A 13,752-nucleotide genomic window follows, 5' to 3' on the forward strand; every position below is an offset into this window, starting at 1 on the left:
AGTTGCAAATTTTTGCAACTGGCGCGGAACAATCTCCCCAATCCTTTTCATAGATCGTAGATTATGGCGCGACACTACTCAGGTCGACAGCTCAAGCCTGCCTGCATTCCCTGCAAGCTTGACTGTTTGGCGAGGTTTTTTTCCGCATTCGCAAGCGCATGAAGTTTGCGCTATCGCAAATAGGCTGGTGCTGATTTCCTCTATGGTAGCCTCGATGGAGGAACAGCATGAAAAAAGAACGCCTTTCGCCCAAACGAGCGGTTTCTATTAGCGGAGATCAGTCGAGCGGCGGCGATTCAAAAGGAAGTACGCTTGCCCCCATGCTGATTGCAGGACTAATTCTTGTCATTCTGGGCGGCATTGGCGTTATGATGTTTGTCTGACATATCCCGCCGTTCCATAAGCTCGTCGGGATATTCAGGTGGAGCCAGTTTCATGTTGTGCGGTACAAGATATGCAGCCTGTGTACCTGATCTTTAAATTCCTCCACCGGCCCTTCGGTTACCGCGTCATTTATGACCTCGCCAATGGATAAGGCCCGCACTGGAGAGGGCGGCATGCCAAGCTCTGAAAGCCATTTGCTTAGTTGTTTCGATGAACTGGCGTAGACAATTCTACCCAATCCAACCCAGCCATGCGCGGCAGCGCACATTGGGCAATGTTCGCCAGACGTATAAACCGTCGCCTTGGCCCGTTCCGAAGCGCTCATATTCTGTGCTGCCCATCGGGCAATGGCGAATTCCGGATGCTGGGTATGGTCGCCTCCTGAAACGCGATTATGATCTTCAAACAAAACCTCACCCTCAGCGGAAACCAGAACTGAACCAAACGGCTCATCACCTTTGGCAAGCGCTTCTGCTGCCAGATCTACGCAGCGCTGAAGGTATTTTTGATCGGCGTTACTGATCATGGCTCTTCCAATAAAATAACTCTTTTCACACATACATATAGTTATCTGAACAGGTATTTTGAGATAGCGACCAAACATATTCGGGCGTGTAAACCCGCAAACAGCAGGAACTGGCGAAAGCGGGGAACACTCCGGCTTTGGTCGTACTCCCCTCAACTTCGCTATCGCCTTTGGAAAGAAGCTATAAAATTGAATATATGGTCGTGACCAGCATGCCAAAAGCGATTGCAAGCCACCATTTTTCTATATTTCTGAATGTTACCCTCTGACGTACATTGCTCATGAGTTCCTCCCTCTCATTAGCTGCAACGCAATGAAAGCCCAAGCGCCGTCAAATGGCAAGCAGGGAAATACCCATTTCATATGCTTCCGGAAGCATCGATAGAACGCCAGAGCGATCAGCTTCCGAAGAAGTCAATTCAGGTCGATTTGCAAAACATAGATTTGCTGGTACGCCCAAGGGGAATCGAACCCCTGTTTGCGCCGTGAGAGGGCGCCGTCCTGACCGCTAGACGATGGGCGCTCAGCGGCATATAAATATCACGGATATATGCCGAAAGCAGAGCGTCGATATAAGCGGCATTCGCCAAAAGCGCAATGCCGTTGTACGAAATAAATGAGCAGCCTATACAGGCCGCCCGGCGATTTTTACTCGACATTACCGAGCTTGATCCGCCCGATGACACGAGATTCCCGATAATCGTAAACGAGAATTTCCGTACCCCCGTCAGGCAGCAGTGTTTCCAGCGAAAGCTGACCACCAGATAGGCTTTGCGACAAAAGGCGAGTGCCGGGCGCAAGCTCGATTTGCGACTCGATCAGCTTGACGGGTTCGGGCTGAACCGGAGCGGTTTGCCCCGGAATGTCTGAACGCGCTTCTTCGACCGCCGCAGCATCGGGGGCGCGATTGATCTTGTAGACAACGGCGACGAGCACAGCCATAAGACCGATCAACATAACGCCGATGGAAACTGCAAGCAGCCGAATCATCTTGCGACGGACCCGTTCCATTGCGGGATCGAGCGGAGGCTCCGGCTGTTCATCCGGATAGTATCCCTGCTGATGGTCCTGATATCCTGAATCCTGGTGATTTTGATATCGGGGGTAGTGTGGATCCTGCATTAAAAGACTCCGGTTCATGCATCCGCGTGGCGCGTGATAACGAAGGGAAGACACGATTGAAAGAGCTAATTGCCGACACCGATGCCGCAGGCAAGCGTCTGGACCAGTGGCTGGCCGCAGCATTGGGGCCGGAACTCTCGCGCAGCCGCGTTCAGTCCCTGATAGCCGAAGGCCATGTGACCGTCGACGGCGCGCCTGCCCGCGAAGCCAAACAAAAGCTGCGCGAAGGCATGAAGATTGCCATCGTACTGCCTGAGCCTGAGCCTGCCGAACCGGAAGGGGAGAACATCCCGCTCGATATTCTTTACGAGGACGATGATCTTATCGTGATCAACAAGCCCGCCGGGCTTGTGGTTCACCCCGGCAACGGCAACTGGACGGGAACGCTGGTTAATGCCCTCATATATCATTGTGGCGATAGCTTGTCCGGAATTGGCGGAATACGACGTCCGGGCATCGTTCATCGCCTCGACAAGGATACGAGCGGCGTCATGGTCGTCGCCAAGAATGACCGCTCGCACCGGCATTTGAGCGAACAATTCGCCGACCATGGCCGCACCGGCGATCTGGAACGCGCCTATCTCGCACTCGTCTGGGGCATGACCGAGCGTCCCCAGGGCACCATCAACGCCCATCTCGGGCGCTCCCATCGCGACCGCACCAAACAGGCAGTCGTGCGCGAAGAACGCGAGGACGCGCGCCACGCCGTCACCCATTACGCGATGATGGAAAAATTCGGACCCCGCGACGATGCCACAGCCCTCGCCTCCCTGGTCGAATGCCGTCTTGAAACAGGCCGTACGCACCAGATTCGCGTGCACATGGCTCATATCGGCCATCCGCTTGTCGGCGATATGGATTATGGCAGCGCCTACAAAACAAAAGCCAACAAACTGCCCGCACCGTTGCAGGATGCCGTGCGGGGATTTCATAGACAGGCGCTGCATGCTTGGCTGCTGGCCTTCACGCATCCGGCAACGGATAAGTTGATGCGCTTTGAAGCGGCAGTACCGGAAGATATGGAGCATCTACTGGAAAGTTTCCGCAACTCCTCTATATAGCCCTGTAAATAACATCAGCTCCGAAACAGCTTGAAGCTGTGTAACTGTTGTATTGAGCTGGTCGCTGATCTCCATTCTTGGAGATATCTGCGGTTCAAGCCGCGTTCACATTGTAGTGACACATTGTTTCATGAGTTAAAGCATCGTGTTTTTGCCAAAATGATGCTTATATATGAAGGCTCGCGTTGGAAGTGCAGGAGGCAGCCGACGCGACAGGTTCGCCAGATGGGAGCCTGAAATTATAAAGGAGGGTGCTCTATGGCCCAGATGAATCTCCCTAGCGTTACGACCGGTGACGGTGGACTCACTCGTTATCTGGAAGAAATCCGCCGTTTTCCCATGCTTCAGCCGCAGGAAGAATATATGCTGGCGAAGCGTTATCATGAACATAGCGATCCCAAGGCTGCTCATAAGCTGGTAACAAGCCATCTTCGTCTCGTCGCAAAGATCGCGATGGGTTATCGCGGTTATGGCCTGCCGATCGGTGAGGTAATTTCCGAAGGCAATGTCGGCCTTATGCAGGCGGTCAAGCGCTTTGAGCCGGAACGCGGTTTCCGTCTCGCTACTTATGCAATGTGGTGGATCAAAGCCTCGATTCAGGAATATGTCCTGCGCTCGTGGAGCCTTGTGAAAATGGGTACGACCGCCAACCAGAAGCGGCTGTTCTTTAATTTGCGCAAGATGAAGAGCAAGATTCAGGCGTTGGATGACGGCGATCTCAATCCCGATCAGATCAAGCAGATCGCCACCAAGCTACAGGTCAGCGAAGATGAGGTGGTTTCCATGAACCGCCGTCTTTCGGGCGACGCCTCGCTCAATGCGCCATTGCGTGCAAGCGAAGGCGAATCCGGCGAGTGGCAGGATTGGCTTGTCGACGATAGCGACAGCCAAGAACAAACACTCATCGAGCAGGACGAGCTGGAAAACCGCCGCTCCATGCTGGAACAGGCCATGGACACGCTCAATGATCGCGAACGGCGCATCTTTCGGGCGCGCCGCCTGTCGGAAGACCCGATAACGCTGGAAGATCTTTCCGGAGAGTTCGGCATCAGCCGCGAACGCGTACGCCAGATTGAAGTGCGTGCTTTTGAAAAAGTTCAGGCTGCGGTCAAGGCTGCGGCTCTCAAGCAGCAAAAGGCACTCACCCCGCTGGAGCCAGCCCACGCCTGATTATCGCTGATAACCCTTATAAAAGGCCGCAGCAAGCGGCCTTTTATTTGTCTCATGCTCGATCCCGCTTTTGCTGGAAATGCTCTAGCCCGCACTGAGGACTTCATTAAAGACTTTCTCGCCCGGAACGCCCTTTTCGAGGCTGATCAAGGCGCGACGGCCATTGCGGTAGGAAACCGGAATATCGATCCATTGCAGGCGCCGCATCAGCGAAAGATTGGTATCCTGCGCTGTGCGGGCATCATTGAGCCATATAATAAAGAAATTATCCGCGATCTTGGACGGCACGGCAATCAACGGGTTGCCCGCCGCTTGTTCCGTATCCTTGAAAGTGATGCGCTGCACATTATCGACCACACCGCCAGAAAAGTCTTCCGGCACGGTAAAGACCATTTCGATCAGATGACTAGCCGGAATCGACTGATCCGTATTCTTGCGGATCGTCATTTTCAATTCGACCTTGCTGTCAGGCATAGTGACATTGCCCCGAATAGCAGGCTCGGCCGGCTCACCCTCGTTCGGGCTTTCCTCGATCACCGACCAGACCACATTGCCGCGCTCCACCGAGCCGGAATCCGTGCCGCCGCGCTCTTCATAAAGGAGCGCCTGCTGTCCTACGGCCACGGCCTGGCCTGGCTGCGGCTGATTCTGGTTCGCAGCCCCGGCCCCAGATGTGGAGGAGGGCGTGGAAGCTGCCGTTGAGGTGCCTTCGCCTATTCCGGCTTCGCCACCAGCGGGTCCCTCATCGACTTCGCTGCCATCCGGCATGAGGCGCTGCGTCAGTTTCTGCTCCTCCGCAGGTGTCTGGGGTGTTTCTTCCCCGCCTGTCGCCTCGTCCGCAGGCGGTGTTTCCTCGCCAGACTGACTCTGCGTATCATCACCCGGCGCATCGCTACGGCCAATGCTTGACGCGAATTCCTGTAGCTTGTCCTTGTTGGCCCAGATTCCGTAGCCTGCGCCGCCAAGCAGCAGGATAGCGACAAGACCGGCAATCAACCCCTTATAGGAGCGCTTCTCGCCCAAAGTGTCGGGATCAGTATACTCGCTGCGGCGGGGGGACTCGTTCTCCACGATGCGATCATGATCGCGTTCCATCGCCCATTCATCGTCGCGACTGCTACGAGCGGAAGAAGCGTCATTTTCCGGCAAGCCATTCTCGTCCGGTAATTTGGCCAGCGGCTCAGCAGCAGCTTCTCCACCACTGCCATGGGAAGAAGATTGCGATGTGTGCGTCGATTCCTGCAGGAAATCTTCCAACGGATCATTCAGCGGCTCTTCAACCACAGGTTCCGATGGTGCGTAAAAGGTCTCAGTTTCTTCGATAGCGTCTTCAAGAAGTTTGCGCTGCCGCACGGCTACGGCCTGCGAGGCGTTTGCCGTTACAAGCTTCTGCTCAATCGTCGCCCGTGCTTTCGCATAGACACGCTGGCGAAGCTCGGGCGATTTATCCGCCTGCGCATCAATCGTCTTTTTCAGGACCGCTACAAAATCTGCCATGCCGTCTTACCCAGTTTCCGCGAGTACGAGATGCAATAAATGCCTCAATAATCATAATAATCAAGGGAAAGCAAAGCTTGAGACAATGATTAAGTGAAGCCTTTCAGAAGGATCGGTCAAATAAAGGCGATATTGCGCCCGGTCGGCAGGCTTCGCCAACCGGGCATTTCAATTTTGTCAATCGTGGAATGGGTCCGTTACCAGGACAGTATCGTCGCGTTCCGGACTTGTCGAAAGCATGGCGACCGGCGCGCCGATCAATTCTTCGATATGACGAACATATTTGACCGCCTGTGCCGGAAGCTCGTTCCACGAACGCGCGCCTGCGGTGGTCTCCGACCAGCCGGGAAGCGTTTCATAGATTGGCTTCACGCGCGCCTGCGCGCCCATCGAGGACGGCAGATAGTCGATGCGCTTGCCGTGGAGTTCATAAGCCACGCAGATCTTGATTTCCTCCAGACCGTCAAGAACGTCGAGCTTGGTCAGCGCAATGCCATTGATGCCGGACGTACGCACCGTCTGGCGCACAATGACGGCATCAAACCAGCCGCAACGGCGCTTGCGGCCTGTCACCACCCCGAATTCATGGCCCTTGGTACCGAGAAATTCGCCGATCTCGTCATCAAGTTCGGTCGGAAACGGGCCTTCGCCCACCCGCGTCGTATAAGCTTTGGTAATACCGAGCACATAGCCGATGGCCGTGGGCCCAAGGCCCGAACCGGCAGCAGCCTGACCGGCAACCGTGTTGGACGAGGTGACGAATGGATAGGTGCCGTGGTCATTGTCGAGCAGCGCGCCCTGCGCGCCTTCGAACAGGATGCGGGCACCAGCCTTGCGGCGCTCATCGAGAACGCGCCAGACCTGATCGATATAGGGCAGAATTTTATCGGCCACGGACGTCAGTTCTTCGAGAATCGTTTCAACTGCGATTTCCTCAAGGCCCATGCCGCGGCGAAGCAGATTGTGGTGCGTGAGCAGGCGTTCAACCTTCGGCGCCAGTGTTTCTGGCTCGGTCAGATCGATGACGCGGATGGCGCGACGACCAACTTTGTCTTCATAAGCGGGACCGATGCCGCGCTTGGTGGTGCCGATCTTGAGGCCGCTCGTCGAGCCTTCGCGCATGGCGTCGAGCTCGCGATGAACCGACAGGATCAGCGGTGCATTTTCAGCGACACGCAGCACATCGGGGTTAATTTCAACACCCTGCCCGCGCAGTTTTTCGATTTCCATCACGAAATGATGAGGATCAACGACCACGCCATTGCCGATCACGCTCAGTTTCCCGCGCACAAGGCCGGATGGCAGAAGCGAAAGCTTGTAACTGACGCCATCGATGACAAGCGTATGACCGGCATTATGGCCGCCCTGATAGCGCACGATCACATCGGCGCGCTCGGACAGCCAGTCCACGATCTTTCCCTTGCCCTCGTCGCCCCATTGCGACCCGACGACAACTACATTCGCCATTGAGAAAACTCCTCGGTCCGGCATTCAGCCGCGTTAACTAGCCCAAGGATCGCAAGCAGCCCGTTAATGCAACGCGGGGTGCTGATCCCTCGTCTCTATACAGATTGAATCCCGCTCGCGCGACTCTTTCGTGCGACAAACGTGTAAATAACGTGAAAATTTTCACGCGAATGTTGAAAAAGATGGCATCAGGTTGCTTGAGATTCTGATTATGGTGCGGCGAAAAGACTGCCAGAACCTGACTATGTGCGGCCTACCCCGCGCGCACCATATAGAGCGCTTCATCTGAATAACCTTTAAGCTTTTCTTCAAGCGCGGGAACGTCACGCACGATAAAGCCTTTCTTTTCCCAGAAGCCTTGCGAGTCATTGACGGCAGCGAGCGCCATGGTGACAAAGCCGTCGCGTTCCGCCTGCCCAGCCATCAGTTCCACAACGCGCGATGCCTGCCCGCCCGAGCGTGCTTGCGGCAAAAGCGCTATGTCGTGGATATAATAGGTGGTCGGATCCTGCGGTAGTTCACCAAGAACCGAATCAAGTGCGGGCACCGAATCGAGTTGCCAGGGATGGCTGATACCATAGCCAAGAATCTCATCCCCCCGGCCCAACACGAAACAACCCGCCGGATAGAGTTTGAAGCGGTCCCGGAAGACCGCCTCATCCTCGAAGAAATCGGAATGAACACTATTACCCACGACACTTACCCGCGCAATATCCTGCTCGCGCATGCGCCGCCATTGCGGTCGTTCGATTTCTTCGGTCATATCGCTCAGGCTTCCTCGATATTGAATTCCAGTGGCCGTGCCGACTTGATTGCCTCCTGCGCCGTCAGTTCGTCAAGCACCGCCTGCGGAATTCTTTCATCGACATAAAGCATCGCAATTGCATCGCCGCCGGGGTGGTTACGCCCGAGAGCAAAATTGGCGATATTAACATCATGCTTGCCGCAGATGGTGCCGAGCAGGCCGATCATACCCGGAATATCGACATTGGTCACATAGAGCATATGCGGCCCGACTTCCGCATCGAGATTGATGCCCTTGATCTGGATGAAGCGCGCCTTGCCGTCAGAAAAGCATGTGCCCGCAATGGCCCGCTCGCGCGTTGTCGTCTTGACGGCAAGCTTGATATAGCCATCGAAAATGCCCGACTTGTCGCGCTTGACCTCGGAAACGATGATGCCGCGCTCCTTGACCATGATCGGCGCGGAAACCATATTCACATCGGCGACCTGCGGACGAATGAGACCCGCCAGCGCCGCGCTGACCAGCGCGCGCGTGTTCATACCCGCCGTCGAGCCGTCGAAAAGCACTTCCACTTCCTGAATGGGTTCGTCCGTCACCTGGCCGACAAAAGCGCCCAGCACTTCGGCAAGCTTCACGAACGGCTTGAGGCGCGGTGCTTCTTCCGCCGTGATCGAGGGCATGTTGATCGCATTGGATACCGCGCCCTTGATGAGATAATCCGACATCTGCTCGGCTACTTGAATCGCTACATTTTCCTGCGCTTCGGACGTAGACGCACCAAGATGCGGTGTACAAACGACATTGGGCAGGTCGAAAAGCTCATTTTCGGTTGCGGGCTCGGTCTCGAACACATCAATACCAGCTCCCGCCACATGGCCGGATTTCAGAGCCTCGACCAGATCCTTTTCGACAATCAGACCGCCCCGGGCGCAATTGATGATGCGAACGCCTTTTTTGGTCTTGGCGAGTGCTCCAGCATTAATGATACCGCGCGTCTTGTCGGTCAACGGCGTGTGCAGCGTGATGAAATCGGCACGCGCCAGGAGCTCGCCCAGCTCCACCTTCTCCACGCCCAGTTCCTGCGCACGGCCTTCTGAAAGGAACGGATCAAAGGCGACCACATGCATTTTCAGCCCGATGGCGCGCGTCGCCACAACTGCACCGATATTGCCACAGCCGATGACGCCCAGCGTCTTGCCGGTGATTTCAACGCCCATGAAGCGGTTCTTTTCCCACTTGCCGGTGCGCGTGGAAATATCCGCTTCCGGCAGCTGGCGCGCAACGGCAAACATAAGGGCGATAGCATGTTCGGCAGTGGTGATCGAATTGCCGAAAGGTGTGTTCATCACGATGATGCCGCGCCGCGATGCGGCGGGAATATCGACATTATCGACACCGATACCGGCGCGACCCACAACCTTGAGGTTTTTAGCGGCAGCGATCAGTTTTTCCGTGACCTTTGTGGCCGAGCGAATAGCCAAACCGTCATATTGGCCGATGACTTCAAGAAGCTTTTCCTTGTCCTTGCCAAGGTCGGGCAGATAATCGACTTCAACGCCGCGATCCTTGAAAATCTGAACAGCCGTTGGCGACAATTTATCGGATACGAGAACGCGAGGTGCCATAATGGCCTCCATCAACTAAGCATGCTTCCCAAAAGCGGAAACCGGTTTTGGGTTTAAAGACATGCGTTAAAACAAAGATTTAAAGCGTGTCGCATGACTATTATTAAACGCGGCACGTTTTAAAATGATCTCAATAAGGAGAAATGCAGGCCGTGACCGCCCCAACGCAATCACGGCTTGATGCATAAATGTCCGATCAGGCAGCAGCCTTGAGCGTGGCTTTCTGCGTCGCAAAAGCCCAGTCGAGCCATGCAGTCAGCGCTTCCAGATCGGAAGCTTCAACCGTTGCCCCAGCCCAGATGCGCAGGCCGGACGGCGCGTCGCGATATGCGCCGATATCATAGGCCACGCCTTCCTTGTCGAGAACCGACACGATGCCCTTGGCGAAAGCCGCCTGCTGATCGGAGGCAAGCGCTGTCACTTCCGGATCGACGATGGTCAGGCAGACCGACGTGTTGGAACGCGTTTTCGGATCGACTGCCAGATTGGCGATCCACGGCGTCTTTTCGATGAAGGCATCCAGAACAGCAAAGTTTGCATCCGCACGCGCAACCAGTCCATCGAGACCGCCAACCGACCGAGCCCAGCTCAGCGCATCGAGATAGTCTTCGACGCACAGCATGGACGGCGTATTGATGGTTTCACCAACGAAAATGCCCTCAATAAGCCTACCGCCCTTGGTCATGCGGAAGATTTTCGGCAGGGGCCAGGCTGGCTTGTAGCTTTCCAGACGCTCGACAGCGCGTGGGCTGAGGATCAGGATGCCGTGGGCACCTTCGCCGCCCAGCACTTTCTGCCAGGAGAAGGTCACGACATCAAGCTTGGCGAAATCAAGACGCTGCGCGAAAGCTGCGGAAGTCGCATCACAAATCGTCAACCCTTCACGAGCTGCCGGAATAAAATCGGCATTGGGAACGCGCACGCCCGATGTGGTGCCATTCCAAGTGAAGACGACATCGCGATCGAAATCAACCTTGGAAAAATCCACGATCTCGCCATAGGGCGCCTCGAAGGTGCGCACGTCTTCGAGCTTGAGCTGCTTGATCACATCCGTGACCCAGCCCGAACCGAAACTCTCCCATGCAACCATGTCCACGCCGCGTTCGCCAAGCAGCGACCACAGCGCCATTTCGACTGCACCTGTATCGGATGCTGGAACGATACCAATGCGGTAATCGGCTGGAACGCCAAGAATTTCGCGGGTAAGGTCGATGGCCTCTTTCAGCTTGCTCTTGCCGATCTTCGCGCGATGCGAACGACCAAGCGACGCATCAGCGAGCGCTTCAAGCGACCAGCCGGGGCGTTTTGCACAGGGACCAGATGAAAAATTAGGGTTAGCCGGGCGAATTGCCGGCTTCACAATCGTCGTCATGATGTTTCCTATCCTCTCAGATAGCACGCGCCTCGTTGGGGAAGCGTGGCCCACTGATGAAAATACCGGAAACGGCAATTTTAACAATAGCACTTTTCAGGATTATTTTTCAAACTCGTCCAAGCTGGCTTGATGATGCCCGCCAGCAGCAAAAATGCCCAATACGGCAAATATAACCAGGCAGTGAAAGGCCCGGAAACAGGGCCTTTCAGGGAATAAGGATGGCTGGATTTATCCGCCGAACATATAGCGCAGGCCGACGCGGACATCGTGGATATGCATGCCCTTGTCGTAGCCGTCGCCCAGCCACGGATTACCTTCGAACATCTTGCCGCCATTGACATGACGATAGCGGTAGCCCGCATCAAGCTTGAGATTATGCGTGAGGTCAACCGATGCGCCGGCCATGAGAGCATAGGTGAAGCGCCAGTTTGCCGCCCCTTCCTGCGTGCCCCCATAACGCACGTCATGTAGATCGGCCCATTTCACGCGCGTACCGCCTAGACCGGCACCGATATACGGCGTAACCCCGCCGAAATTACCCAGATCGACATAGGCATTCGCGAGAATCGACAATGCCGAGAAATGCCCACGTTCATCCGAGGCACAATCAATATTGCCGTCACAATTTGCACCATAGGTATTTCCGTTGAATTTGGCGCGCGTCATATAATCCAAGGTCAGGTCGGTACGGAAATAATCTGTCACCTGATAACCGACACCGCCGCCAATCAGGAAAGAGCCCTTGAGATCGCCATGGAGCGTGTTGCTGCCAAAAGTAGGCGAGCCAGCGCCGCACCCCACACAATTATCGATTGTGGCATAATCGGCATTCTTGAATTTGCTCCAGGAATAGCCAATATCCCCGCGCAGATACCAGCCACCAATTGCTGGCGGAGCAATAACCACTTCGGGCACTGGTTCGATATAATCTGCCGTCAAGCCAGCCGATGCGCCAGCCACCAAAACAACCGATGCCGCGAGACCGGCGTAAAAAGTTCTAACAAGACCGTTCATTTATCTGTCCCATCGAATTGTCACGCCGCAATCGCGCCGGAGACGAATATTCGAGAACAGACTATGCATGAAAAGTTAAATACAACTTAACCTTGTTTTTTTACTATATTTATTAAGCATTACTAAAAAATACTCTGGCCGAGACGGCATAGCACACACAACAAAATGGCCCGGTCGTGCCGCGCCATTTTGTTTCGATGTACCCTGAATTTTCTCAGGCAGCAGTGCTGTTCGAAGAAATCACGCCGACAATATCATTCACCACCTTCTCGATCAGGCTGCGGTCGTCACCTTCGGCCATGACGCGAATGAGCGGTTCGGTCCCCGACGGACGGATGACCAGACGGCCCTGCACTCCAAGCCGGTCGCGCGCTTCGTCGATAGCGCACTTGACCGTTTTGTTTTCAAGCGGCTTACCGCCCGTGGTGCGGACGTTTTTGAGCAGCTGCGGCACCGGCTCGAACTTGTGGCAAAGCTCGCTCAGCGGTTTGTTTTCTTCTTGCGCGACCGCGAGTATCTGCAAGGCCGAGATCAGGCCATCGCCGGTCGTTGCAAAATCAGACAGGACAATATGACCCGACTGTTCGCCGCCGACATTGAAGCCATGTTGGCGCATATGCTCGACGACATAGCGGTCGCCCACTTTCGTCCGGGCGAGCGACAGATTGCGTTCGTTCAGAAAACGTTCCAATCCGAGATTGGACATGATCGTGGCCACGATGCCGCCGCCCTGAAGCCGATCCGTATTCGCCCATGATTCGGCGATCACTGCCATGAGTTGGTCGCCATCAATCACAGTTCCGGTTTCATCGACCAGCAGCACGCGATCCGCATCACCATCGAGTGCGATACCAACATCAGCGCGCACTTCATGCACCTTCTTCATCAGACCGATCGGATGGGTGGAACCGCAATCCTCATTGATGTTGAGGCCATTCGGCTCATCATTGATGGTGATGACTTCCGCGCCCATTTCCCACAGGGCGGCTGGCGCGACCTTGTAGCCCGCGCCATTGGCGCAATCGACCACGACGCGCAGACCGTTGAGCGAGATATTGCGCGGCAAAGTGCGCTTGGCAAATTCAATATAGCGATAAATATCGCCATCCACGCGCTTGGCCTTGCCCACCTCGCCATGGCTGGCCAGATGCGAAGAAAGATCGCCATCGATGAGGCTTTCGATCTGAAGCTCGATATTGTCCGAAAGCTTGTAGCCGTCCGGGCCGAAAAGCTTGATGCCATTATCGTAGAAAGGATTGTGCGACGCGGAAATCATCACCCCTATATCTGCACGCAGGGAGCGACACAGCATGGCGACTGCAGGGGTCGGAATGGGGCCTAGCAGAAAGACGTCCATGCCCGCCGCCGTGAAGCCCGCCACCAGCGCGTTCTCCAGCATATAGCCCGAACGCCGCGTATCCTTGCCAATCACGACACGGGACGCCTGCCCATTGCGGCGAAAGATATGGCCGACCGCCATACCGACTTTCATGGCGATTTCCGGTGTCATTGGAAAACTGTTTGCCTGACCACGAATGCCGTCGGTCCCAAAATATTTCCGTGTCATAATTTTAGCCTTGCGTTGAGCCATAGGGCGATCTGGAAGCTCCTGACTATCTGCCACTTATAAAAACGAAACAGCAATAACTGACCGGGAACCCGAACCCGGTAGGTAATACCAGATGCGTTATTAACGCATAAACCCTCTACGTTGCAATTTCGCTTTTACAACGGCTTAAACGGATTTCGCATCTGAAAGATGCGAA

Annotated in this window: 12 protein-coding genes and 1 tRNA gene; 3 read left to right on the plus strand and 10 right to left on the minus strand. The window is 55.2% G+C overall.

Features of this window, described 5'->3' with window-relative positions:
• Positions 1-227: 227 nt before the first annotated feature.
• The gene (locus KUG47_RS14465; RefSeq protein WP_217678689.1) at positions 228-383 is read left to right on the plus strand and encodes a hypothetical protein; all 156 of its coding nucleotides are present in this window, start codon (positions 228-230) and stop codon (positions 381-383) included.
• Positions 384-433: 50 nt separating this feature from the next.
• On the opposite strand, the gene KUG47_RS14470 is transcribed toward KUG47_RS14465, so the two are convergent.
• The 3 genes from KUG47_RS14470 to KUG47_RS14480 form a co-directional block, all read right to left on the minus strand.
• Positions 434-988: a nucleoside deaminase gene (locus KUG47_RS14470; RefSeq protein ID WP_254799578.1), complete on the minus strand. Its 555-nt coding sequence runs from the start codon at positions 986-988 to the stop codon at positions 434-436.
• Between the two features lie 370 nt (positions 989-1,358).
• Positions 1,359-1,433: transfer RNA gene (locus tag KUG47_RS14475), tRNA-Glu, on the minus strand.
• A gap of 125 nt (positions 1,434-1,558) precedes the next feature.
• Positions 1,559-2,032: a hypothetical protein gene (locus KUG47_RS14480; protein WP_217678690.1), complete on the minus strand. Its 474-nt coding sequence runs from the start codon at positions 2,030-2,032 to the stop codon at positions 1,559-1,561.
• 20 nt (positions 2,033-2,052) lie between these two features.
• Between KUG47_RS14480 and KUG47_RS14485 the strand changes: the two genes are divergently transcribed.
• Together KUG47_RS14485 and rpoH are read left to right on the plus strand one after the other, a co-directional pair.
• Complete coding sequence (locus KUG47_RS14485) at positions 2,053-3,093, plus strand: RluA family pseudouridine synthase (RefSeq protein ID WP_422718097.1); 1,041 nt, start codon at positions 2,053-2,055, stop codon at positions 3,091-3,093.
• A gap of 258 nt (positions 3,094-3,351) precedes the next feature.
• A complete protein-coding gene (gene rpoH, locus KUG47_RS14490) occupies positions 3,352-4,263 on the plus strand; it encodes an RNA polymerase sigma factor RpoH (RefSeq protein ID WP_217678692.1) in 912 nt (303 codons plus the stop codon).
• An 84-nt stretch (positions 4,264-4,347) separates the two neighbouring features.
• On the opposite strand, the gene KUG47_RS14495 is transcribed toward rpoH, so the two are convergent.
• From KUG47_RS14495 to glmM, 7 genes are all read right to left on the minus strand, one after another.
• Positions 4,348-5,760, minus strand: a complete 1,413-nt coding sequence (locus KUG47_RS14495; protein ID WP_217678693.1) for a transcriptional regulator — start codon at positions 5,758-5,760, stop codon at positions 4,348-4,350.
• Positions 5,761-5,937: 177 nt separating this feature from the next.
• Positions 5,938-7,227, minus strand: a complete 1,290-nt coding sequence (locus tag KUG47_RS14500) for an adenylosuccinate synthase (protein ID WP_217678694.1) — start codon at positions 7,225-7,227, stop codon at positions 5,938-5,940.
• Positions 7,228-7,480: 253 nt separating this feature from the next.
• Positions 7,481-7,990, minus strand: coding sequence for a GNAT family N-acetyltransferase (locus tag KUG47_RS14505; protein WP_217678695.1), 510 nt, complete (start codon positions 7,988-7,990; stop codon positions 7,481-7,483).
• Positions 7,991-7,995: 5 nt separating this feature from the next.
• Positions 7,996-9,597: a phosphoglycerate dehydrogenase gene (gene serA, locus KUG47_RS14510; protein WP_217678696.1), complete on the minus strand. Its 1,602-nt coding sequence runs from the start codon at positions 9,595-9,597 to the stop codon at positions 7,996-7,998.
• Positions 9,598-9,793: 196 nt separating this feature from the next.
• Positions 9,794-10,969, minus strand: a complete 1,176-nt coding sequence (locus tag KUG47_RS14515; protein ID WP_217678697.1) for a phosphoserine transaminase — start codon at positions 10,967-10,969, stop codon at positions 9,794-9,796.
• 231 nt (positions 10,970-11,200) lie between these two features.
• Positions 11,201-11,986 (minus strand): outer membrane protein, encoded by a 786-nt coding sequence (locus tag KUG47_RS14520; protein WP_217678698.1) that lies wholly within the window; start codon positions 11,984-11,986, stop codon positions 11,201-11,203.
• Positions 11,987-12,200: 214 nt separating this feature from the next.
• Positions 12,201-13,553: a phosphoglucosamine mutase gene (glmM, locus tag KUG47_RS14525; RefSeq protein ID WP_217678699.1), complete on the minus strand. Its 1,353-nt coding sequence runs from the start codon at positions 13,551-13,553 to the stop codon at positions 12,201-12,203.
• Positions 13,554-13,752 lie beyond the last annotated feature (199 nt).

The sequence above is a fragment of the Falsochrobactrum tianjinense genome (genome assembly GCF_019100495.1).
Classification (GTDB): domain Bacteria; phylum Pseudomonadota; class Alphaproteobacteria; order Rhizobiales; family Rhizobiaceae; genus Brucella; species Brucella tianjinense.